The sequence below is a fragment of the Agrococcus jenensis genome (genome assembly GCF_003752465.1).
In the GTDB taxonomy this organism is placed as follows: Bacteria; Actinomycetota; Actinomycetes; order Actinomycetales; family Microbacteriaceae; genus Agrococcus; species Agrococcus jenensis.
Map to the genome: position 1 here is coordinate 195821 of NZ_RKHJ01000001.1, position 22611 is coordinate 218431.

The window sequence follows — 22611 nt, forward strand, 5'->3', positions numbered from 1 at the left end:
GCACGCGCGGTCGCCGAAGGGGTTCGCGGCCCGTGGGCGCGCGGATGGGTTCAGACGGCGAGCGCCGGCGGTCCGCGCCGGACGAGGGCGCTGCGGAGCACGTCGAGGGCCGCGCGGTGCGCGGGGCTGACGGCGGAGACGGATGCGGCGCGCCGCACGCGCGGCGGCGTCCAGGCGAGCGCGGCCGCGGCGAGCCGCAGCGACATCGCCTCGAGCACGGCGGCGACGGCGCGCGGCACCGCGCGCAGCAGCCAGAGGGTGATGACGCCTGCTGCCACGTGCGCGAGCGGCATCGCGGCGTGCGCGTGCTCGACGAGGATCGGGCCGAGCGCTGCGTCGTGAAGCCCGGTGTCGTGGTGTCCTGCGGCGGGGCCGGCATGCGCGGACGCCGACGGCCGCGGCAGCGAGTAGACGCCGTGCTGCAGCAGCTGGGCGATCGTGACGGCGACGACGCGACGGGGCGCCGAGCCCCGTGCGCCGAGCACCGGCGCGAGCACGAGCAGGGTCGTCACGAAGGCCGCGAGCAGCAGCAGCGCGTCGGGCGCGACGCCGCCGCCGACGGCGTGGGCGCAGCCGGTGATGACCGTGGTCGCGGCCGCGACGACGAGCGACGACGCGAACGCGCGGCGACGCAGGGCGAGTCGACGCAGGGAGAGGCGGTCCTCCGGCGCGGTCGTCTCCCCCTCGGCCGTCACGTCGCGTCGGCCTCCTCGGCGCGCAGCCGCTGCTCGAGCGCCCGCGTCGCGGTGCGCAGGGCGCGCTCGGCGTCGAGCCCGCGATCGCTCGCCGAGCGGACGAGCGCGAGCAGGGCCTCGCCGAGCGCCGCCTCGTCGTCGCCGACGTCGACGGCCGCCGCCTCGGGCAGCGGCAGGCCCGCGCGCTTCGCCCGGCTCATCGTCTTCTCAGCACGGGCGAGCGCCGGCAGGCTCACGGGGATGCCGTCGAGCGCGCTCCCCCGCTCCGGCTTCTCCTCGCGCTTGATCGCGTCCCAGTTCGCCACCACGTCGGCGACGCCGTCGACCGCGAGGTCGGCGAACACGTGCGGGTGCCGGCGGCGCAGCTTCTCGATGAGCGTCCGCGCGACGTCGTCCACGTCGAAGCGGCCCTCAGCGCGCGCGATGTCGGCGTGGAAGACCACCTGCAGCAGCACGTCACCGAGCTCCTCCTGGAGGTGCGCGTCGTCGCCGTCGCCCGCCTCCCTGGCCTCCACCGCCTCGGCGAGCTCGTGCGCCTCCTCGATCGCGTACGGCACGAGCGACGCGTGCGTCTGCTCCGCGTCCCACGGGCAGCCGCCCGGACCGCGCAGCCGCGCCATCACCTCGACGAGCTCGTCGAGGGCGCTCACGCCGCCCCCTCGGCGGATGCGTCGACGGCCGGCTCCTTGGGCGGCGGGAAGATGGCCGTCAGCAGGGCATCGACCCAGGCGATGAGCTCGGCGTCGGGCAGCGGCTGCGCCTGCGTGCCCGCGAGCCGCCCGCCGCCCGCGGTGGGGATCGGCACGACGATCGTCTTCGCCTGGGCGTTGAGCTTCGCGTCCGGGTACATGCGGCGGAGGCGCAGCTGCACCGACTCGGCGAGGTCGGCGGGACCGATCCGCAGGTTCGGCCCGACGGTGATGACCTCGGAGAGCTGCGCGCGCTGCGCCTTGCGCCGCAGCCGCGCCATGGCGATGAGCGCGCTCACCTGCGCGGGCGGCTCGCCGTAGCGGTCCCGCAGCTCGTCGAGCACGTGGTCGATGGCCTCGTCGTCGCGCGACGACGCAGCCGCCGAGAGCTTCTGGTACGCCTCGAGGCGCAGCCGCTCGGCGTCGACGTACTCCTCGGGGATCACCGCGTCGACGGGCAGCTCGAGCCGCAGCTCGCGCGGCCCCTCGTCCTCCTCGCCGCGGAACAGCGCCACGGCCTCCCCCACCATCCGCAGGTAGAGGTCGAAGCCGACGCCCGCGATGTGCCCGGACTGCTCGCCGCCGAGCAGGTTGCCAGCGCCGCGGATCTCGAGGTCCTTGAGCGCCACCTGCATGCCGGCGCCGAGCTCGTTGTGCACCGCGATCGTCTCGAGCCGGTCGTGCGCGAGCTCGGAGAGCGGCGCATCCGGGTCGTAGAGGAAGTACGCGTACGCGCGCTCGCGGCCGCGGCCGACGCGGCCGCGCAGCTGGTGCAGCTGGCTGAGCCCGTAGCGCTCGGCGTGGTCGAGGATGAGCGTGTTCGCGTTGGGGATGTCGAGGCCGGTCTCGACGATCGTCGTCGAGACGAGCACGTCGTACTGCTTCTCCCAGAAGTCGACGATCACGCGCTCGAGGGCGGTCTCGGGCATCTTGCCGTGCGCGACGCCGATGCGCGCCTCCGGCACGAGCTCCGCGAGGTGCGCCGCGACGCGGTTGATCGACGAGACGCGGTTGTGCACGAAGAACACCTGCCCCTCGCGCAGCAGCTCGCGCCGGATGGCGGCGGCCACCTGCTGGTCGTTGTACGCGCCGACGAAGGTGAGGACCGGGTGGCGGGCCTCGGGCGGCGTCGCGAGCGTCGACATCTCGCGGATGCCGGTGACCGCCATCTCGAGCGTGCGCGGGATGGGCGTCGCCGACATCGCCAGCACGTCGACGTTCGTCTTCAGCGCCTTGAGCTTCTCCTTGTGCTCGACGCCGAAGCGCTGCTCCTCGTCGATGATGACGAGGCCGAGCTCCTTGAAGCGGACGGACTCGGAGAGCAGCCGGTGGGTGCCGATCACGACGTCGACCGTGCCGTCGGCGAGCCCCGCCATGGTCTCGCGGTGCTCCTTGTCGGTCTGGAACCGGCTGAGCGCGCGCACGTGCACGGGGAAGCCCGCGAAGCGGGCCGCGAAGGTCTCGAAGTGCTGCCGCACGAGCAGCGTGGTCGGCACGAGCACCGCGACCTGCGCGCCGTCCTGCACGGCCTTGAACGCCGCGCGCACGGCGACCTCGGTCTTGCCGTAGCCGACGTCGCCCGAGAGCAGCCGGTCCATCGGCACCTCGCGCTCCATGTCGCGCTTGACCTCATCGATCGTGGTGAGCTGGTCGGGGGTCTCGGCGTAGGGGAACGCATCCTCGAGCTCGCGCTGCCAGGGCGTGTCGGGGCCGAACGCGCGGCCCTTCGACGCCATCCGCGCCGAGTAGAGCTGCACGAGCTCGACCGCGATCTCGCGCACGGCCTTGCGCGCCTTCGCCTTCGACTGCTGCCAGTCGCTGCCGCCCATCTTCGACAGCTGCGGCGCCTCGCCGCCCACGTAGCGGTTGAGCTGGTCGAGCTGGTCGGTCGGCACCGACAGCCGATCGCCGGGGTGCCCGCGCTTCGACGGCGCGTACTCGATCACGAGGTACTCGCGGGTGGTCTTCACCGGGTTCCGCCCGCCGGTCGACACGGTGCGCTGGGTGAGCTCGACGAAGCGGCCGACGCCGTGCGTCTCGTGCACGACGTGGTCGCCGGGCTTGAGCTGCAGCGGGTCGACGACGCTCCGGCGCCGGGTCGCGAGCCGGCGCGACTGGCGCGAGTCGACGCCCACGGCGCGGCCGAAGAACTCGGCCTCGCTCACGAGCTCGATGCGCTCGTCCGGCAGCGAGAAGCCGTGCTCGATCGACGCCTGCGTCACGTGCACGATGCCCGGCTCGAGCTGCGGCGGCAGCGCCTCGACCTCGCGCGCCGCCACCTCGTGCTCGCCGAGCACCTGCGCCGCGCGCGTGACGAGGCCGTGCCCGGCGGCGGTGACGACGACGCGCCAGCCCGCCTGGGCGCGCTCGCGGAGGTGGTCGACCGCGCCGTCGGCGCGGCCGGCGAAGCTCGGCACCGGCTGCCCCTCGACCGCGGTCACCGAGTCGTCGGCCTGCAGGGTCGAGAACGTCCACCAGGGCGCGCGCACCGCGTCGCGCAGCTCGTCGAGGCTGAGGAAGCCGCCCGCGAGGTCGACCGGGGCCTCGCCGCCAGCGGTCGCCGCGCTCCACGCCGCCTCGAGGAACTCGTGGTTCGTCTCGTTGAGGCTTGCGACGCGGTCGCGGATGCGCTCGGGGCCGAGCACGACGACGCCCGCGTCGGGCAGGTAGTGCGTGATGGGCACGAGCCGCGGCAGCAGCGCGGGCGCGAGCGACTCCATGCCCTCGACCGGGATGCCCTCGCCGATGCGCTCGAGCATCTGCTGGATGCCGGGGAACTCGGGGGCGAGCTGGCGCGCCCGGCTGCGCACCGCCTCCGTCAGCAGCATCTCGCGGCTCGGCGGCAGCACGACGCGGTCGATCGGCTCGGCGTCCGAGCGCTGGTCGGCCACGTGGAACCAGCGCATCTGGTCGACCTCGTCGCCGAACAGCTCGATGCGCACGGGGTAGTCCTCGGCGGGCGCGAACACGTCGACGATGCCGCCGCGCACGGCGAACTCGCCGCGCCGCGTCACCATGTCGACCCGCGCGTAGGCGAGGTCGACGAGCCGGCGCGACAGGGCGGCGAGGTCGATGCCGCGCGCCCCGGCGACGAGCTCGACCGGGTCGACGGAGAGCAGGTTGTCGGCGACCGGCTGCAGGGCCGCGCGCACGGAGGCGACGATGACCATCGGCGTGCCCGGCTGCCGCTCGGCGACGGCGCGGAGCGTCGCGCCGCGGCGGCCGACCGTCTCGGCGGAGGGGCTGAGCCGCTCGTGCGGGAGCGTCTCCCATGCGGGCAGGTCGAGCACCTGCGCCTCGGGGAGCCAGGCGGAGAGGTCGTCGCGCACCGCATCCGCCTCGCGGCGCGTCGCGGTGATGACGAGCAGCGGTCGGTCGTGGGCGCTCGCGATCGACGCCACGACGGGCGCGCGCATCGACTCGATGCCGGTGAGCGCACCACCGCGGCTCGCCTCGACGACCGGGGCGAGCGCGCTGCGCTCGAGGAGCTCGAGGAGGGGCCGGAGGCTCACTGCGCCTGTCTCACTGACTGGGCCTGTCTCGCTGACTGCGCCCGCGTCACTGCGTCATGACCACGGCGCCCGCGGCGTCGAACACCTCGACGCTGTACGAGCCCTCGGCGCCGACGGGCGGCATCACGCCCGCGAACACCGGCGGGGCGTCGTCGGGGGTCTGCTCGCCGCGCACGAGCTCGACGTCCGTGCCGTACCAGTGCATGACCGCGCGCTCGGCGCCGGCCGGGCCGATCACGAGTGCGCCGCGGGCCTCGTCGGTGCCGCCGACGCACAGCAGCGGACCGCGGCCGAGGCACGAGGCGAACATGCGGCCACCCTCGTCCTCGAGGATCAGGTCGGTCAGGCCGGACTCGTCGCCGCCGTCCCACCAGAGCATCGACCCGTCGTCGAAGGTCGCCGAGAGCGTGTAGCCGTTCGGGCCCTCGGGAGCGGCGTCCTCCTCGGGCGTGCCGCTCGCGCAGCCGGCGAGCGCGAGCCCGACCGTCAGCACGACAGCGGCGACTAGCGGGGCGTCTCTGCGCACAGTCCCTCTCCTCCGGATCGACTCTCCATGCTAGCGGCGAGCCGCGCCGGTCAGCTCGGGGCGTGGATGCGCTGCTGCGCCTCGGCGAAGCCGTCGGCGATGATCCGCTCGACGGCGTCCGCGCCCAGCTGCACGAGCAGGTCGGCCTCGTCCTGCTCGGCCTTCGCGAAGGGCTTCAGCACGAAGTCGGCGGGATCCTGCCTGCCGGGCGGGCGTCCGACGCCCAGCCGGACGCGCAGCACGTCGCCGCCGCGCGCGGCGATGATGTCGCGCATCCCGTTGTGGCCGCCGTGCCCGCCGCCCTGCTTGAGGCGCACGGTGCCGAGCGGCAGGTCGAGCTCGTCGTGCAGCACGATCACGTGCTCGGGGTCGACGCCGTACCAGTCCATGAGCTTCGCGACCGGGCCGCCGGAGCGGTTCATCCAGCTCGTCGGGAAGGCCGTCACGACCTTGGGACCGCCGATGATGCGCGACTCGGCGACGAGCGCGTCAGCGCGGCCGTGCCGCTTGGGCGTCGCGCCGGCGCGGCGCTCCACCTCGGCCAGCGCGAGCTGCCCGATGTTGTGGCGCGTGCGCGCGTAGTCGGGCCCGGGATTCCCGAGCCCGACCACGAGCCACGTCTGCGCCATGGGACGCGAGGGGTCCGACTACTCCGCGGACTCGTCCGTCTCCTCGGAGGCCTCGCCGCTCTCGACGACGTCGCCCTCGGCCGGTGCGGCGTCCTCGTCCTCGAGCTGCGGCGCCGCGGGCACCATGATGCCGACGACGAGCGCCTCGGGGTCGGTGAGGAGCGTCGAGCCCTTGGGCAGCTCGATGCCGCCGGCCAGGATGTGCGCGCCCTCCTCGAGGCCCTCGATCGAGACGACGAGGTTGTTCGGGATGTGCAGCGCCTCGACCTCGATCGAGACGCTCGTGAGCTCGAGGTTCGTGATCGTGCCGGGGGCCGACTCGCCCTCGACGTGCACGGGCACGTCGACGACGACCTTCTCGCCGCGCTGGACGATGATGAGGTCGAGGTGCTCGATCGCCTGTGCGCCCTGCAGCACCGGGTTGCGCTGGATGTCCTTCACGAGCGCGAGCTGCGAGCCGCCCTCGATCTCGAGGTCGAAGATGGCGTTCGAGCGACGCACGAGCATGAAGACGTCGTGCGCATCGAGCGTGAGGTGCTGGGGCTCGGTGCCGTGGCCGTAGAGCACGGCGGGGACCTTGCCGAGGGCGCGCAGCTTGCGCGCCGCGCCCTTGCCGAATGCCGTGCGGATCTCGGTGACCAGCTTGCTGCCGTCAGTCATGGAAGTGCTCCTTGTGGGCCGCGGCCCGTCGATGGTCGACTCGAACGCGCGAAGCGTGAGGACTGGGTCCGCTGCTGCCACTGCGTCGATCACGGATGCGTCCGCACCCCTCGCCGAAGTTCAGCCTCCGACTCTACAGCACGCCCCGGGAACGGCGAAAGCGGAGGTCCTTCCGGACCTCCGCTCCCGTGCACCGGATCAGCCGAACACGCCGCCCAGCAGGTAGATCGCGTAGGCGAGGATGAAGCCGACGATGGCCATGAGGCCCTGCGCGACCGTCCAGGTCTTCAGCGTGGTCTTGACGTCGAGCCCGAAGAACTTGCTGACGAGCCAGAAGCCCGAGTCGTTCACGTGGCTGAAGCCCACCGAGCCGGCAGCCGTGGCGAGCACGATCGCGGCGGTCTCGACCGGGTTGAAGCCGCCCTCGACGACCACGCCGGCCATGAGCGACGCGGCGGTCGTGAGCGCCACGGTCGCCGAGCCCTGCGCGATGCGCACGATGAGCGAGATGAGGAACGCCGCCACGATGACGGGCATGCCGACCGAGTTCAGCGACTCGGCGATCGCGTCGCCGATGCCGGTGACGCGGAGCACGCCGCCGAACATGCCGCCCGCGCCCGTGACGAGCACGACGGAGCAGATGGGGCCGAGCGCGCTGTCGGCGACCTTCTCGATCAGCGAGCCCTTCTTGCCCATGCCCCAGCCGAGCAGCCAGAACGACACGATCACGGTGATGAGCAGCGCGATGGGCGTCTCGCCGAGCGTGCGCAGCAGCGCGACGACGGGCTCGGCCTTGAACGCGTCGGGGTCGGCCGTGGTCGCGGCGTACATGTTGAGGCCCGTGTTGAGCAGGATGAGCACGAGCGGCAGCACGAGCAGGAAGACGATCTTGCCGAACGAGGGGTTCGACTCCATCTCGTCGTGCTGCTCGGAGGTGCCGTCGAGGATCGAGGGCACGCCCACGTCGTACTTGCGGCCGACGTAGCCGCCGAAGAGCACGCCGACGATGTACCAGACGGGCAGCGCGACGACGAGCCCGAGGATGAGCACGAGGCCGACGTCGGCGCCCAGGATCGCGGAGGCGCTCACGGGGCCGGGGTGCGGCGGCACGAAGATGTGCATCGAGCTGAAGGCGAGGGCCGCGGGGAACGCGACCGACAGCAGCGAGCCGCCGAGCCTGCGGGAGACGGCGTAGATGATCGGCATCATGACGACGAGGCCCGCGTCGAAGAAGATCGGGAAGCCCATGAGCAGGCTCGCGACGCCGACGGCCATGCCGGCGCGCTGCTCGCCGAATCGGCCGATGAGCTTGTCGGTCAGCACGCGCGCGCCGCCCGACGTCTCGATCATGCGGCCGAGCATCGCGCCGAGCGCGACGAGCAGCATGACGCTGCCCAGGGTCGGGTTGAAGCCGAACTGGATGGCGGCGATGAGCCGGTCGAACGGGATGCCGGCGGCGACGGCCGTCAGCAGGCTCGTGATCATCAGCGCCAGGAAGGCGTGGATCTTGAAGGCCATGATGAGGACGAGCAGCAGCGCGATGGACGCGGCTGCCAGCAGCAGGAGCCCTCCGGTGCCGAGGTCCCAGTTGAGGACGAGATCTTCCATCGGGTCGTGTCTCCTGTGTGCGTGTGCGTGGGTGCGTGACCGCCGGCGGCGGCCGAGGGGATCAGGGCGCGATCAGGGAGCGATCAGGCGGGCTGCGTGTCGATCGCGCCGGTGACCGTCGCGCCGGGACGGGGCTCGACGGCGCGGCCCGCTGCCCGGCCGGTGAGGATGCGGGTGACCTCGTCGACGATCGCCTCGGGCCGCTGCTCGATCGAGATGACGATGCCGCGCTCCCAGTCGGCGAGCGGCTCGAGCGTCTCGAGCTGGCTCTCGAGGAGCGTCGTCGGCATGTACTCGTGGTCGCGGTGCGCGAGCCGCTCGGCGACGAGGTCGCGCTCGCCGCGCAGGTGCACGAAGACGAGGTCCTGGTCGCTCGCGCGCAGCAGCTCGCGGTACCAGCGCTTGAGCGCCGAGCACGCGACGATCGTGATGCGGCCGTCGGCGCGGCCGTCGGCGATCGTCTGCCCGATCGTCTTGAGCCACGGCACGCGGTCCTCGTCGGTGAGGGGCGTGCCGCCGGCCATCTTGTCCTTGTTCGCCTTGGGGTGGAGGTCGTCCCCGTCGATGAAGTCGATGTTCAGGCGCTCGGCGAGCGCCTTCCCGATCGTCGACTTCCCCGACCCCTGCACGCCCATGATGATCATGGGCGGGTATCGCGTCTCGCTCATCGCACCGCTCCTGTGTCCGTCGTGGCTGCGAACGTCAGCAGCACCTTCGAGGATACGGATGCGTCGCGCGCGACGGCGAGCGCCTCGAGCCCGTCCTCGATCGGCAGCTCGTGGCTGATGACCGCGGCCGCGTCGAGGGAGCCGTCGGCGAGGGCGCCCAGCACGTCGTCGATCTCGTCGTTGAACCGGAAGGAGCCCACGAGCGTCAGCTCGCGCGTGATGGCGCTCGCCATCGGCACGGCGATGTCGCCCGCGCGCTGCAGCCCGAGCATCACGACGGTGCCGCCGCGCCGCGCGCCGCTGATCGCGGCGGCGAGGCCGGGGACGGTGCCGGACGACTCGATGACGACGTCGGCGTGCACGCCGGCGATCGCATCGGCATCCGTCGCGTCGAGGGCGCGGGCGCCGAGCCGCTCGGCGAGCGCGCGAGGATGCTCGTGCAGGTCGGTCGCGACCACCTCTGCGGCGCCGTGGTGGCGCGCGACCGCGATCGCGAGCGCGCCGATCGGGCCGGTGCCGATCACGAGCACGCGGCGGCCCGCGACGTCGCCCGCCTGGCCCACGCCGTGCCACGCGACGGCGGCCGGCTCGGCGAGCGCGGCGAGGCGCAGGTCGAGGCCGTCGGGGATCGCGCGGAGCATGCGCGCGGGCAGCGCCACCCGGCGCGCGAAGGCGCCTGCGGTGTGCGGCATCCGCGCCGCGGAGCCGAGGTAGGTGCCCGCGGGGCTGAGGTTCGGGCGGTCGGCCGGGAACGGCGTCGAGCCGTCGTCGATCGGGGTCGCGGGATGCACCGCGACGCGCGCACCCGCCGCGGGCCCGGTGCCGTCGGCGGCCGCGGTCAGCACGGTGCCGACGATCTCGTGGCCCAGCAGCATCGGCTCGCGCAGGATCGACTGGCCGGCCGCGCCGTGCAGCCAGTAGTGCAGGTCGGAGCCGCAGATGCCGCCGTAGGCGATCTCGACGACCGCCTCGTCCGCACCCGGTGCGGGCTCCGGCAGCGCGTCGACGCGCACGTCGTCCTTGGCGTGGGCCACGAGGCCCAGGTTGTCGGTCATCATGTCCCGCTCTCGATTGCCTAGACGACCGCGGTCATGCCGCCGTCGACGTAGATGGTCTGGCCGTTCACGAAGGCGCTCGCGTCGCTCGAGAGGAACACGAGCGTGCCGACGAGGTCCTCGACCCTCCCCCAGCGGCCGGCGGGCGTGCGCTGCGCGACCCACGCCGAGAACTCCGCGTCGTCGACGAGCTTCTGCGTGAGCTCGGTGGCGAAGTAGCCGGGCGCGAGCGCGTTGACGCTGATGCCGTGCGGCGCGAGGTCGGCGCAGAGGCCCTTCGTGAGCATGACGATCGCGCCCTTCGTCGCGCTGTAGGGCGCGATCGAGGGCCTCGCGAGCTGCGACTGCACGCTGCCGATCGAGACGATCCGGCCGGAGCCGCGGGCGATCATGCCGCGCGCGACGCGCCTGGACAGCAGGAAGGCGCTCGTGAGGTTCGTGGCGACGAGGTCGTGCCAGTCGGCGTCGGTGAAGTCCGCGATCGGGTTGCGGCGCTGGATGCCCGCGTTGTTCACGAGGATGTCGGGGGTGCCGAGCCGCGCCTCGACGTCGGCGATCCCGGCGTCGACCGCCTCGGCATCGGTGACGTCGAAGATCGCGACGTGCGCCTCGCGGCCCGTCGCCGCGCCGATCTCGGCCGCCGCGCGCTCCGCCTTCGCGCGGTCGCGGCCGTGCACCACGACGGTCGCGCCGGCCTGCGCGAGGCCCTCGACGAGCGCGCGGCCGATGCCCTGGCTCGAGCCGGTGACGAGGGCGGTGCGCCCGGTGAGGTCGAAGAGCGCGGGGCCTGCGGGCATCAGTAGAACTCCTTGGTCGACATCACGTTCTGCATGGGCTCGCCGTCGAGGAGGCGGGTCGCGTTGGCCGCGAAGAGCTCGGCGATGCGGCGCGGCTCCTGCACCGAGAGGGCGGCGGTGTGCGGGCTGAGCAGCACGCTCGGGTGCTCCCACAGGCGCGACTCGGTCGGGAGCGGCTCGACCGCGGTGACGTCGAGCGCGGCGAAGCCGATGCGGCCGGCGTCGAGGGCGTCGAGCAGCGCGTCCTCGTCGACGACGGTGCCGCGACCTACGTTGACGAGGATCGTGTCGTCGCGCACGGCGCCGAGCACGTCGGCGCCGATGAGGCCGGTCGTGTGCGCCGTGCCGGGCAGCGTCGCGACGATCGCGTCGACCTGCCCCGCGGCCTCGACGAGCTCGTCGATCGGCACGAGGCGATCGACGTGCTCCACGGGCTCGCCGGAGCGCGTCGTGCCCCACACGGTCGCCCCGAGCGCCGAGAAGCGCTCGGCGACGACGGCGCCGATGCCGCCGAGCCCGACGACGAGCACCGTCATCTCGCTGACGTGCCGCATGAGCCGCCGGCCGTCGCCCCACGTGCGCGACGCCTGGTCCGCCTCGAGCCGGCGCAGGCCCTTCGCCCCCGCGAGCACGCCGAAGACGGCCCACTCGGCGAGGGTCGTGGCGTGCATGCCCGCGCTCGTGGAGACGACGACGCGCTCGAGCTCGTCGTCGGTCAGCTGCGCGTTCCGCACCTGGCCGCCCCCGCCGGCCGCGGTCGTGTGCAGCCACCGCAGCCGCGGGTTCGCGCGGACAGTGCGGGCGAGCGCCTGCGGCGACACGTCCGGGAGCCCGAAGAGGGCGTCCGCCGAGTCGAGCATCGCCTCGAACGCCTCCTGCTGCTCGGGGGTGCGCTCCCACGAGGGGTCGCCCTCCCAGTCGCCCGTCCAGCGCCAGGGGCGCGTGAGCGAGGGGTCGCGCAGCAGCTCGACGCGCGGCTCGAGCTCGCGGATGCGGTCGGCGCTCGCGTCGTCGATGCTCACCGCGACGGCGACCTTCAGGGTGGGACCGGGCATGGCTGTCTCCTTCGTTGCAAGGCTATCGATGCGGCGCGCGGAGTGCGGCGCGCGGTGTGCGGCGCAGTGCGCTCAGCGCAGGGGCGTCTCGAGCCGGAGCCCGCCGACCACGACCGAGACCGTGGAGCCCGCGGCCACCTCGTGGTTCGAGCGCGGCGCGCCGGCCATGATCACGTCGCCGGGCCCGAGCCGCAGCCAGCCGGCGACGTACGCGATCGACTCGCGCACGGGCACGGGCATGGCCTGCGCGCTCGTGTCGCGCACGACCTCGCCGTCGACCTCGAGCCGCAGGACGAGGTCGTCGATCGGGGCCTCGGTGTCGATCCAGGGGCCGAGCGGCGTCGAGCCGTCGCCGCCCTTCGACTCGAAGTTGCGCACGTCGAGCACGGCGCGGTCCGGGTAGGAGAGGTCGTTCACCGCGGTGACGCCGAGCACGAACTCCTGCGCGTTCGCCGCCGTGACGAGCGTCTCGGTGGGGTCGCCCGTGTCGCGGCCGATGACGACCGCGACCTCGGCCTCCGCGACGACGCGGCCGGCATCGCGGCGCACGCGCACGGCTGCGCCGTGCGGCACGACGCCGCGCGGGCTCTTCAGCCACGCCTGCACCGGCAGCGGCGGCTCCGGGTCGGCCCCGCGGTTCTGCGCGATGCCGACGAGCACGGTCGGCACGGCCGGCGCCAGGAGCGTCGCGTCGCGACCGTCGACGCGCTCCCCCGCGTCGACGACCGGCGTGCCCGCGGCGAGCGCGGCGTACGGGTCGTCGATCGGCACCCAGCCGTCGCCGTCCGCGCGGACGTGCAGCGCGCGGCCGTCGACGGCGATGCGGGCGATGCGCATCAGCGGGCGGCCGTCGCGACGGGCAGGTCCGCGTCGCGGTCGTGCCCCTCGTCGGTCGAGACGTTCACGGCATCCTCGAGGCGCAGCAGGTCGCGACCGCGCGTCTCGGGCACGAGGAACGTCGATGCGGTCGAGATGAGCGCGAGCGTGGCCATGTAGATCGCCGGCAGCAGCCAGTTGCCGCCGGACGTGGCGAGCAGGTAGGCGCCCAGCACGCCCGCGAGCCCGCCGCCCAGCACGGCCGAGATCTCGCGCGCCATCGCGACGCCCAGGTAGCGGTGCCGGTTGCCGAACATCTCGGGCAGCATCGCGCACTGCGGGCCGAGCATGGTGTTCACGGCGATGCCGATGCCGAGCGCGATGACGACCACGACCGTCGCCGGGTCGCCCTGCGACAGCAGCCACCACGCGGGGAACGCGTAGAGCAGCATGAAGACGGCGCCGAAGCGGTACACCGCGCGGCGGCCGAAGCGGTCCGAGAGGTGGCCGGTGAGCGGGATCGTGCCCATGCCGATGAGCGAGCCGATCGTGACGCCCCAGGTGGCGACGCCGCGGTCGACCGGGTTGGCGATGAACGTGCCGGCGACGAAGGCGAGCGCGAGGTTCTGGAACATGTAGGAGCCGCCGTTCTCGGCCATCCGCAGACCGATGCCGACCACGACGCCCGGGAACCCCTTCGTGAAGATCTCGCGGATCGGGCGCTCGGCCACCTGCTCGTGCTTCTCGAGCTCGACGAACGTCGGCGTCTCGCGGAGGCGCATCCGGATGAAGAGCGCGACGAGGATGAGCACGAACGACAGCAGGAACGGCACGCGCCAGGCCCAGCCGAGGAAGACGTCCTCCGGCAGCGACGAGAGGAAGGTGAAGACGACGGCGGCGAGCAGCGTGCCGAGCTGGATGCCGATGAAGGGCAGCGACGAGAAGAAGCCGCGGCGGCGCACCGGCGAGTACTCCGCCATCAGCACGGTCGCGCCGGCCTGCTCGGCGCCAGCGCCGAAGCCCTGCGCGAGGCGCAGCACCGTCAGCAGCACGGGGGCCCAGATGCCGATCTGCTCGTAGGTCGGCAGCAGCCCGATGAGCGTCGTCGCGCCGCCCATGAGCAGGATCGTGACGACGAGCACCCACTTGCGGCCGATGCGGTCGCCGATCGTGCCGAAGAAGAGGCCGCCGAGCGGCCGGGCGGCGAAGCCGACGCCGAACGAGGCGAACGCCGCGACGACGCCCATCGCCGGGTCGAGGTCGCTGAAGAAGAGCGTGTTGAAGATGAGCGCGGACGACAGGCCGTAGAGGGCGAAGTCGAAGTACTCGAGGGCGCTGCCGACGCTCGAGGCGAGCGTCGCCCGGCGCAGGTTGGCTGCGTACTCCGGATCGTCGGTGTGTGCGGGGCGCTGCGGCGTGGGGTCCTGCTGCGCGGTGGTCTCGGTCACGGTCCATCTCCTTCGACAGTCGTGCAATGCGTCGTTGCAGAGGCGAGCGTACCACTGGGCTGAACGCCGTACAACCCTTTGAACAGCGAGCGACCGAGGCTAGGCGACTGGCCCGCGGAGCGGGTTGGAGAGCGCGGCGACCGCGTCCCGCAGCGCCGCCCCGACCTCCCCCACCCGCGCCTCGTCGGCGTGCTCGGCGGGCAGCGCCGCGCCCATCGCGAGCGGCGGATCCGCGGGCGCCCACGGGTCGAGCGCGACCGCGACGCCGGTGATGCCGCCGAACGAGCCGCCGCGGTCGACCGCGAAGCCCTGCTCGCGCGCCTCGCGCAGCATGGGCAGCAGCTCGTCGACCGTCGTGATGCTCGTGGCCGTCAGCCGCGGGAAGGGCTCCGCGGGTGCGAGGAGCGCGCGCACCTCGTCATCCTCGAGGCGGGCGAGCAGCGCCACCCCGGTCGCGCTGAGCGGTGCGGGCAGCCGCGAGCCGAGCGGCGTCCCGAGCCGGTAGGGCGAGCGCCCCTCGTGGCGCGCGAGGTAGAGCGCGTCGACGCCGTCGAGCATGGCGATCTGCACGACCTCGCGGTGCAGCGCGGGCGAGGCCGCGACGACGCGGTAGAACTCGCGCACCTGGTTGAACTGCTGCGCGAACGCGCCGCCGAGCTCCGCCGTGCGGCGACCGAGGCGGTAGCCGCCCGCCTCGCGCTCGACCATGCCGCCCTCCTCGAGCGCCGCGCACAGGTTCGCGGTCGACGACTTGGCGATGCCGAGCGCCCTGGCGATGTCGCTGAGCGTCATCGGCACCCCCTCGGCGTCGGCGAGCGAGGTGAGGATGCGGAGGGCGCGCGAGACCGCGGGCGCCGGGTCGCGGTCGGTGCGCTCCGTCGCGCCGTCGTGCGGCTGCGTCGCTGCGTGCTGGGCCATGGTCCGCTCCTTCGCGGTCGAGGTCGTCGCCGTCCACCCTAGGGCGCATCCACATCGGTGGACAGTGTCCGACATGCTGGCCAGAGCGCACTCGCGGCCGTAGCCTGAGCGCATGGACACCGCAGTCTCCGGCGCAGCAGCCGACGCAGCACCTTCCGACGACCGGGCCGGCGCGATCGGCGTCATCGGGCTCGGCGCGATGGGCGAGCCCATGGTGCGTCGCCTGCTCGGCAGCGGGAGCCGCGTGCGGATCACCGGCCGCTCCCCCCGGCCCGCGCTCGTCGAGGCCGGCGCCTCGTGGGCGGCGACGCCGCGCGAGCTCGCCGCGGGAGCCGGTGCCGTGCTCTCGATGCTGCCCGACCTGCCCGAGCTCGAGCAGGCGCTCGACGGACCGGACGGCCTGCTCGCAGGGCTCGGCGACGGCGAGCTGCTGCTGCTCATCGGCTCGACCTCCTCGGCTCCTGCGGTGCGGGCGCTCGCGGAGCGGCTCGCGACGGAGACGCAGGGGCGCGTGCGCGTGGTCGACTGCCCCGTGTCGGGCGGCGTGGACGGCGCAGAGGCCGGGTCGCTCTCGATCATGCTCGGCGGCAGCGCCGAGGACGCCGAGCGCGCAGCGGCCCTGCTCGCGCCCTGCGGCCGGCCGGTGCACCTCGGCCCGCTCGGCGCCGGCGAGGTGGCGAAGGCCTGCAACCAGCTGGTCGTCGCGGCGACGATCACCGCCCTCGGCGAGGCGACCGTGCTCGCCGACCGGTCGGGGCTCGACCTCGACGCGCTCTGGACGCTGCTCGGCGGCGGCTACGCGGGCTCGAACCTGCTCGAGAGCCGACGCGACAAGCTCGTGCGCGGCGACGACTCGCCGTCGGGGATCGCCCGCTACATGATCAAGGACCTCGGCTTCGCGGCCGACATCGCCGAGGCGACCGGCACGAGCCCGGCCCTGCTCCCCGCGCTGCGGGCGTTCTTCGACGAGATCGTCGCGCGCGGCTACGGCGACCGCGACATCGCCGTCAGCCGCCGCGTGGTCGCCGAGCGCTAGGCCGACTGGCGCAGGCGCGGCCCCAGCTCGTCCTGGAAGAAGCCCATGAAGGCGTCGGGGTCGGTGCTCGCGTCCATGAGCACGAGGTGGTCGAAGCCCGCATCGCGGAACTCCGAGAACACCTCGACGTGCCGCTCCACGTCGGGGCCGCACGCGAACGCCTCCTCCATGTCCTCGACGCGGATCGACTGGGTCGCCTGGTCGAACGCGGTCGGGTCGGGCAGCTCGGCGAGCACCTTCCACCCGAGCGGTCCGAACCGGAACCGCTCGTGCGCGGCCTCCGCGCCCGCGCGCGCGTCGGGTGCGAACGCGGTGGGCACCTCGCAGTAGCGCGGCCCGTCGCCGCCCGCAGCCGTCCACGCCTCGATGAGCGACGCATCGGGGTCGGTCGAGAACAGGCCGTCGCCGAGCTCGGCGGCGAGCGCGGCGGCCTGCGGGCCGCCGGCCGCGACGACGATCTCGGGCAGCGTCTCCGGCAGGTCGTAGACGCGCGCGTCCTGGAGCGTCAGGAAGTCGCCGCGGTAGGAGTGCGTGCCGCCCGACCAGAGCAGCCGGATGATCTCGAGCGCCTCCCGGAAGCGCCGGTGCCGATCGCCGACCTCCGGCCAGCCCTGCCCGACGATGCGCTCGCTGAGCCGCTCCCCCGCGCCGACGCCGAGCGTGAAGCGGCCGTCCGAGATGATCTGGAGCGTCGCCGCCGCCTGGGCGATGATCGCCGGGTGGTAGCGGATCGACGGGCAGGTGACGCCGGTCGCGAGCCGCAGCGTCTCGGTCTTCGCCGCGATCGCCGACAGGATCGCCCACGCGAACGACGAGTGCTGGTGCTCGGGCAGCCAGGGGTGGAAGTGGTCGCTGATCTCGACGAAGTCGAAGCCGGCGCGCTCGGCCTCGACCGCTCGCCGGATGAGCTCCTTGGGTGCGACGTCCTCGGCGAAGAGCTTGTATCCGATCTGCATGCGTCGACGGTAGGAGCCCCACCTGGATGCCCGGTGGGGGACGCGACGGTCAGGCGGCGAGGGTCGCCGTGCGGATCCGGTAGACGCTCGTCGTCGCCGCGATCCACAGCCAGCCGTCGTCGCCGAAGCACAGGTTCGCGACCGTCTCGGGCACCGGCACGTGCCCGATGCGCTCCCCCGCCGGGGTGATGATGTGCACGCCGTCCGCGCTCGACGACCAGATGCGCCCCTCCGCGTCGATCGCGATGCCGTCGGGGGTGCCCGCGTCCATCGCGAACAGCCGGCGCCCGTCGACCGCGCGCACCTCGGCGCCCTCGCCCTCGAGCCGGTAGGCGCGGATCGTGCTGGCCTCCGCCGTCTCGTCCTCGCCGCCCGACTCGGTGACGTAGAGTGTCGCCAGGTCGGGGCTGAAGGCGATGCCGTTCGGGCGCGCCATGTCGGTGATCACCGCGCGGAGCCCGGCGTCGGCGCTCCAGCGGAAGACGAACGATCCGCCGTACTCGCGCTCCCCCGGGTGGCCCTCCTCGGGCTTCTCGATGCCGTAGGGCGGGTCGGTGAACCAGATGGAGCCGTCGGGGTGCACCGCGAGGTCGTTCGGCGAGTTCAGCCGCCGCCCCTCGAAGCGGTCGACGAGCACCGTGACCTCGCCGTCGACCTCCAGCTCGATCGCCCGCCGGCCGTGCGAGCACTGCGCCACCCCGCCGAGCCAGAGCCCGCGGCCGTTCGTGAACTCGACGCCCACGCGGTGCTCGCGCATGGTGCCGGCCTCGTCGACCTCGAGGATGCGGTCGCCGTGGATGTCGCTCCAGCGCAGCACGCGCTCGTCCGGCAGCCAGAGCGGGCCCTCGCTCCACGAGGCGCCCGTCGCCATCCGCTCGAGGGTCGCGCCGGGCGCGAGCAGGTCGTGGTCGGAGCCGTCTGCGTGCATGCCGCCGATGCAAGCACCCGCGCCTGCGCGGCGCCTGCGAGGGGCTCCGCCGGGTCAGTGGCGGGTCGGCCGGTAGGTGAGCTCGAGCGCGCGCCCGTCGAGCGTGCGCGATCCGAGCAGCTCGAGGTCGAAGTCGTCGGCGCCCTCGAAGATGCGGCCGTCGCCGGTGCGGCCCGTGACCACGGGGAAGACCGTGAGCTGCACGACGTCGACGAGCCCTGCGGCCATGAGCGCCCGGTTCAGCCGCAGGCTGCCGTGCGAGCGCAGCGGCACGTCCGACGCCTCCTTGAGCCGCGCCACCTCCTCGAGCACATCGCCGCGGGCGATCGTCGCGTCCTGCCAGTCGAGCGGCTCCTCGAGCGTCGACGAGACCACCGTGAGCGGCATCCGGCGCATGCGCGACACCCAGGCGTCCTCCTCCCACGTGCCGTCCGGCACCATCGCGACGAAGTCGCGGTAGGTGTTCGCGCCGAAGACCATCCGCTGCGGCGTGGCGAAGAGCGCCTCGCGGTGCTCGAGCAGCTCCGGGCCCTGCTTGCCCCAGTAGCCGCCCCAGTCGCCGTGGTGGGAGCCGTAGCCGTCGACGCTCGTGAAGACGTCGAACGTGTAGGTGGCGGTCATCGCGGTGCTCCTCGCCTCGGCGGGCCCATCGACGGGCCATCGACGGGCTCAGCTCGATCGTGCGGCGGATGCCGAGCCCTGTCAAGGCCGCAGGCCTCACCGCCCGCGGCGGCGCATCCGCTGCTGGGTAGCCTTGCCTCAGACCCCCGAGCCGTCCAGGAGGACCTCCGTGACCACTGCCAACATCGCCGTCGTCGGCCTCGCCGTGATGGGTTCGAACCTCGCCCGCAACCTCGCGTCCCGCGAGGGCAACACCGTCGCCGTCTACAACCGCACGACGGCGAAGACCGACGACCTCATCGCCGCGCACCCGGAGGCGGGCTTCGTGAAGGCCGCGACGATGCAGGAGCTCGCCGACTCGCTCCAGCAGCCGCGCACCGCCATCATCATGGTGAAGGCCGGACGTCCGACCGACGCGGTCATCGACGAGCTCGTGTCGGTGTTCGAGCCGGGCGACATCATCGTCGACGGGGGCAACGCGCTCTTCACCGACACCATCCGCCGCGAGGCTGCCGTGCGCGAGACGGGCATCCACTTCGTCGGCTGCGGCATCTCCGGCGGCGAGGAGGGCGCGCTCAACGGCCCGTCGCTCATGCCCGGCGGCACCGCGGAGTCGTACGAGACGCTCGGCCCGATCCTCACCGGCATCGCCGCGGTCGCCGAGGGCGAGCCGTGCGTGACGCACGTCGGCACCGACGGCGCCGGCCACTTCGTGAAGATGGTCCACAACGGCATCGAGTACGCCGACATGCAGCTCATCGCCGAGGCCTACGACCTCATCCGCCGCGGCACGGGCAAGTCGCCCGCCGAGATCGCGGAGGTCTTCGAGGAGTGGAACCGGGGCGAGCTCGAGTCGTACCTCATCGAGATCACCGCGGAGGTGCTGCGACAGGTCGACGCCGAGACGGGCCAGCCGCTCGTCGACGTGATCCTCGACGCCGCCGGCGCGAAGGGCACCGGCGCCTGGACCGTGCAGACCGCCCTCGACCTGGGCGTGCCGGTCTCGGGCATCGCGGAGGCCGTCTTCGCCCGCTCGCTGTCGTCGAAGCTCGACCAGCGCGCCGCCGCCTCCGACCTCCCCGGCCCCTCGGACGAGTGGCTCGTCGACGACGCGGACGCGTTCGTCGAGGACGTGCGGAAGGCGCTGTTCGCGTCGAAGATCGTCGCCTACTCGCAGGGCTTCGACGAGATCGTCGCCGCCGCCGAGGAGCACGGCTGGGACATCCAGAAGGGCGAGGTCGCCCGCATCTGGCGCGCGGGCTGCATCATCCGCGCGCGCTTCCTCAACGACATCACCGAGGCCTACGCGACGACGCCCGAGCTGCCCGCGCTCATCCTCGCCCCGTACTTCCGCGAGATCATGGGCCAGACCCACGAGGCATGGCGCCGCGTCGTCATCGCCGCGGCGCAGGCGGGCATCCCCTCGCCGGCGTTCTCGTCGAGCCTCGCCTACTACGACGGCCTGCGCGCCGACCGCCTGCCCGCCGCGCTCGTGCAGGGGCAGCGCGACTTCTTCGGCGCGCACACCTACCGCCGCGTCGACAAGCAGGGCACCTTCCACACCCAGTGGTCCGGCGACCGCACCGAGGTCGAGGCGGTCGACACGCACTGAGGCGTCGGTGCGTCAGGCCGGCCGCGAGTACTCGAGCTCCGGCCGGCCCTTCGCGCCGTAGCGCGGGCTGCGCTCGACGTCGCCGCTCGCCGCGAGGTGCTCGAGGTAGCGGCGCGCGGTGACGCGCGAGAGCCCGAGCGCCGCGGCCACCTCGGTGGCGGAGCGCGCGGCGCCGTCGGCGAGCAGCGCGGCGACCGCGTCGAGGGTGTCGCCCGAGAGCCCCTTCGCGAGGCCGGGCGCGTTCGTCGTGCGCAGCGCCGCGATCGCGCGGTCGACCTCCTGCTGGGTGATGCGGCCGGTGCCGTCCACGCGCTCGCGGTAGTCGCGGTACCGCTGCAGGCGCTCCGCGAGCGCGGCGAACGCGAACGGCTTGATGAGGTACTGCACGACGCCGACCGCGATGGCGTCGCGCACCGTCTCGAGCCCGCGCTCGGCGGTGACGGCGATGACGTCGACGAGGTGGCCCTCGGCGCGCATCCGCCGGCAGACGTCGAGGCCGTGCCCGTCGGGCAGCTGCATGTCGAGCAGCACGAGCTGCATCGGCACGCCCGCGGCGGCCGCCTCGCGCATCGCCTGCAGCGCGGCCGCCGCCGAGTGCGCGACGCCCGCGACCTCGAAGCCCTCGCAGCGCTGCACGTAGGCGACGTGCGCCGCCGCGGTGCCGCGCTCGTCCTCGACGATGAGCACCCGGATCACGGCGCCGCCCCCGGTCGCGGCAGCAGCACCGTGACGACGGCGCCCGCCGCAGCGGTCGTCTCGCCCGCCTCGCCGGCCCCGATCTCGATGGATCCGCCGAGCCGCTCGACCGTCTCGCGCACGATGCTGAGGCCGAAGCCGCGGCCGTGCGCGCCGGCCGGCTTCGTCGACCAGCCCGGCGCGAACGCGCGCTTGTGCTGCTCGGGCGCGAGCCCAGCACCGCTGTCGCTCACCTGCAGCACGATCGCGCCGGCGTCCTCGTCGAGGTAGACCTCCACCCACGCGTCGCGATCGCCCGACGTCGCGCGCGCGGCGCGCTCGGCGGCCGCGTCGATCGCGTTGTCGACGAGGTTGCCGAGCACGGTGACGAAGTCGACCGGGTCGATGCCGTGCGTGCCGGGCGCGAGGTGGGTCTCGACGTGCATCTCGACGCCCCGCTCGTGGGCCTGCGCGGCCTTGCCGAGCAGCAGCGCCGCGATCACCGGCTCCTCGTCGTCGCCGACCACGCGGTCGGCGAGGCGCTGCCCCAGGTCGCGGCCCGCCGTCGCGACCTCGAGCGCCCGGCGCGGCTCGTCGAGCTCGATGAGCGTCGCGACCGTGTGCATCCGGTTGCCGAACTCGTGGGTCTGGGCCCGCAGCGCGCTCGCGAGCGTGCGCACCGCGTCGAGCTCGCCCGTCATGCGCTGGAGCTCGGTGCGGTCGCGGATCGTGAGCGTCGTCGTGCCCGCGCGCGCCGTCTCGTGCCGCGCGACGACGAGCCAGCGCCCGCCGACGAGCACCTGGCCGCCGTCGCCGTCGAGGACGGCGCGCACGCCCGCGGGCAGCGGCGCGTCGGGCGGGATCGGCGTCGCGAGCTCGCCGAGGCCGAGCATCGCGCGAGCGCGGTCGTTCGCGAGCACCACGGCACCCGACTCCACGAGCACGAGCCCGTCGTCGACCGCGTGCAGCGCCGCCTCGTGGGCCGCGAAGAGGCGCGCGAGCTGCTCCGGACCGTGCCCGCCGGTCGCGCGGTCGAGCCGGCGGGCGAGCAGCCACGCCGCGAGCGCCGCGACGGCGAGCGTCGCGACGAGCAGCCCGCCGACGGCGAGCAGCCGCACGACGACGAGCGAGCCCACGCGCTCGATCGTGACGCCGGCCGCCACGAGGCCGACCACGCGGCCGTCGTCGAGCACGGGCGTCACGGCCCGCACCGATGGCCCGAGCGTGCCCTCGAAGACCTCGGTGAACGTCGAGCCGGCGAGCGCGGGAGCGGTCGTGCCGAGGAACTCGCGGCCGATCTCGGCGAGGTCGGGATGCGTGTAGCGCGTGCCGTCCGGATGCATCACGGTGACGAAGTCGAGCCGCGTCGCCATCCGCACGTCCTCGACGTAGTGCTGCATCGCGCCCGTCGCCGCGGCGATCGCCGCGCCCCGGTCGGCCGGATAGCGGTCGAAGGCCTCCGTGACCGCCTGCCGCACGGTCGGGGTGGCCGCCATCGCGAGCGCGAGCTCCTGGCTCGCGAGCGCCGCCTCCCGCTCGCGCTCCTGCCGCGCGTCGACGGCGAGCAGCGCGAAGGCCACGGCGGCGGCGAGCACGAGGATCGCGGCGGTCTGCGCGAAGACGCGGGTCGCGATGCTCGCCGAGCGCCACCATCCCCGCATCGCACCCCTCCCGCTCGCGCTGTGAACACTATGCACGAAACACGGG

The 22611-nt window shown here is 73.7% G+C and carries 21 protein-coding genes; 2 read left to right on the top strand and 19 right to left on the bottom strand.

Annotation, left to right across the window (positions count from 1 at the left end; genetic code table 11):
- Nucleotides 1-50 precede the first annotated feature (50 nt).
- From EDD26_RS01015 to EDD26_RS01080, 14 genes are all read right to left on the bottom strand, one after another.
- Complete coding sequence (locus EDD26_RS01015) at nucleotides 51-695, bottom strand: hypothetical protein (RefSeq protein WP_123696010.1); 645 nt, start codon at nucleotides 693-695, stop codon at nucleotides 51-53.
- Complete coding sequence (locus tag EDD26_RS01020) at nucleotides 692-1345, bottom strand: MazG family protein (RefSeq protein ID WP_245989692.1); 654 nt, start codon at nucleotides 1343-1345, stop codon at nucleotides 692-694. The genes EDD26_RS01015 and EDD26_RS01020 overlap by 4 nt, the downstream gene beginning before the upstream one ends.
- The gene (gene mfd / locus EDD26_RS01025) at nucleotides 1342-4896 is read right to left on the bottom strand and encodes a transcription-repair coupling factor (RefSeq protein WP_245989694.1); all 3555 of its coding nucleotides are present in this window, start codon (nucleotides 4894-4896) and stop codon (nucleotides 1342-1344) included. The genes EDD26_RS01020 and mfd overlap by 4 nt, the downstream gene beginning before the upstream one ends.
- 46 nt (nucleotides 4897-4942) lie before the next feature.
- Nucleotides 4943-5422, bottom strand: a complete 480-nt coding sequence (locus EDD26_RS01030; RefSeq protein ID WP_148058662.1) for a hypothetical protein — start codon at nucleotides 5420-5422, stop codon at nucleotides 4943-4945.
- A 50-nt stretch (nucleotides 5423-5472) separates the two neighbouring features.
- Nucleotides 5473-6051 (bottom strand): aminoacyl-tRNA hydrolase, encoded by a 579-nt coding sequence (gene pth / locus EDD26_RS01035; protein ID WP_123696012.1) that lies wholly within the window; start codon nucleotides 6049-6051, stop codon nucleotides 5473-5475.
- Between the two features lie 18 nt (nucleotides 6052-6069).
- Nucleotides 6070-6711: a 50S ribosomal protein L25/general stress protein Ctc gene (locus EDD26_RS01040; protein ID WP_123696013.1), complete on the bottom strand. Its 642-nt coding sequence runs from the start codon at nucleotides 6709-6711 to the stop codon at nucleotides 6070-6072.
- Between the two features lie 198 nt (nucleotides 6712-6909).
- Entirely contained in the window at nucleotides 6910-8319 is a 1410-nt protein-coding gene (locus EDD26_RS01045) for a GntP family permease (protein ID WP_123696014.1), read from the bottom strand.
- 83 nt (nucleotides 8320-8402) lie between these two features.
- A complete protein-coding gene (locus tag EDD26_RS01050) occupies nucleotides 8403-8987 on the bottom strand; it encodes a gluconokinase (RefSeq protein WP_123696015.1) in 585 nt (194 codons plus the stop codon).
- A complete protein-coding gene (locus EDD26_RS01055) occupies nucleotides 8984-10042 on the bottom strand; it encodes a zinc-binding dehydrogenase (RefSeq protein WP_245989695.1) in 1059 nt (352 codons plus the stop codon). The genes EDD26_RS01050 and EDD26_RS01055 overlap by 4 nt, the downstream gene beginning before the upstream one ends.
- 20 nt (nucleotides 10043-10062) lie before the next feature.
- Nucleotides 10063-10839 (bottom strand): SDR family oxidoreductase, encoded by a 777-nt coding sequence (locus EDD26_RS01060; protein ID WP_123696017.1) that lies wholly within the window; start codon nucleotides 10837-10839, stop codon nucleotides 10063-10065.
- Nucleotides 10839-11894 carry a D-2-hydroxyacid dehydrogenase gene (locus EDD26_RS01065; protein ID WP_123696018.1) on the bottom strand — a complete coding sequence of 352 codons (1056 nt, stop codon included), beginning with the start codon at nucleotides 11892-11894 and terminating at the stop codon, nucleotides 10839-10841. The genes EDD26_RS01060 and EDD26_RS01065 overlap by 1 nt, the downstream gene beginning before the upstream one ends.
- Before the next feature lie 72 nt (nucleotides 11895-11966).
- Nucleotides 11967-12731 (bottom strand): fumarylacetoacetate hydrolase family protein, encoded by a 765-nt coding sequence (locus EDD26_RS01070; protein WP_123696019.1) that lies wholly within the window; start codon nucleotides 12729-12731, stop codon nucleotides 11967-11969.
- The gene (locus EDD26_RS01075) at nucleotides 12731-14158 is read right to left on the bottom strand and encodes an MFS transporter (RefSeq protein WP_123696020.1); all 1428 of its coding nucleotides are present in this window, start codon (nucleotides 14156-14158) and stop codon (nucleotides 12731-12733) included. Before EDD26_RS01075 ends, EDD26_RS01070 begins: the two co-directional genes overlap by 1 nt.
- A 99-nt stretch (nucleotides 14159-14257) precedes the next feature.
- Entirely contained in the window at nucleotides 14258-15076 is an 819-nt protein-coding gene (locus tag EDD26_RS01080) for an IclR family transcriptional regulator (protein WP_123696021.1), read from the bottom strand.
- A gap of 112 nt (nucleotides 15077-15188) precedes the next feature.
- Between EDD26_RS01080 and EDD26_RS01085 the strand changes: the two genes are divergently transcribed.
- Entirely contained in the window at nucleotides 15189-16112 is a 924-nt protein-coding gene (locus tag EDD26_RS01085; RefSeq protein WP_123696022.1) for an NAD(P)-dependent oxidoreductase, read from the top strand.
- Here EDD26_RS01085 and EDD26_RS01090 read toward each other — a convergent pair.
- From EDD26_RS01090 to EDD26_RS01100, 3 genes are read right to left on the bottom strand one after another with little or no spacing between them, the layout of a single operon-like run.
- Nucleotides 16109-17068 (bottom strand): TIGR03557 family F420-dependent LLM class oxidoreductase, encoded by a 960-nt coding sequence (locus EDD26_RS01090; protein ID WP_123696023.1) that lies wholly within the window; start codon nucleotides 17066-17068, stop codon nucleotides 16109-16111. The genes EDD26_RS01085 and EDD26_RS01090 overlap by 4 nt on opposite strands.
- A 49-nt stretch (nucleotides 17069-17117) precedes the next feature.
- Nucleotides 17118-17996 carry an SMP-30/gluconolactonase/LRE family protein gene (locus tag EDD26_RS01095; RefSeq protein WP_123696024.1) on the bottom strand — a complete coding sequence of 293 codons (879 nt, stop codon included), beginning with the start codon at nucleotides 17994-17996 and terminating at the stop codon, nucleotides 17118-17120.
- 54 nt (nucleotides 17997-18050) lie between these two features.
- Nucleotides 18051-18617, bottom strand: a complete 567-nt coding sequence (locus tag EDD26_RS01100) for a dihydrofolate reductase family protein (protein WP_123696025.1) — start codon at nucleotides 18615-18617, stop codon at nucleotides 18051-18053.
- Nucleotides 18618-18750: 133 nt separating this feature from the next.
- Here EDD26_RS01100 and gndA point away from each other — a divergent pair, with 133 nt between their 5' ends.
- Nucleotides 18751-20229, top strand: a complete 1479-nt coding sequence (gndA, locus tag EDD26_RS01105) for an NADP-dependent phosphogluconate dehydrogenase (RefSeq protein WP_425453384.1) — start codon at nucleotides 18751-18753, stop codon at nucleotides 20227-20229.
- Nucleotides 20230-20241: 12 nt separating this feature from the next.
- Here gndA and EDD26_RS01110 read toward each other — a convergent pair whose 3' ends face one another.
- Both EDD26_RS01110 and EDD26_RS01115 read right to left on the bottom strand, forming a co-directional pair.
- The gene (locus tag EDD26_RS01110) at nucleotides 20242-20925 is read right to left on the bottom strand and encodes a response regulator (RefSeq protein WP_123696026.1); all 684 of its coding nucleotides are present in this window, start codon (nucleotides 20923-20925) and stop codon (nucleotides 20242-20244) included.
- Nucleotides 20922-22565 carry a sensor histidine kinase gene (locus EDD26_RS01115; protein WP_123696027.1) on the bottom strand — a complete coding sequence of 548 codons (1644 nt, stop codon included), beginning with the start codon at nucleotides 22563-22565 and terminating at the stop codon, nucleotides 20922-20924. The genes EDD26_RS01110 and EDD26_RS01115 overlap by 4 nt, the downstream gene beginning before the upstream one ends.
- Nucleotides 22566-22611 lie beyond the last annotated feature (46 nt).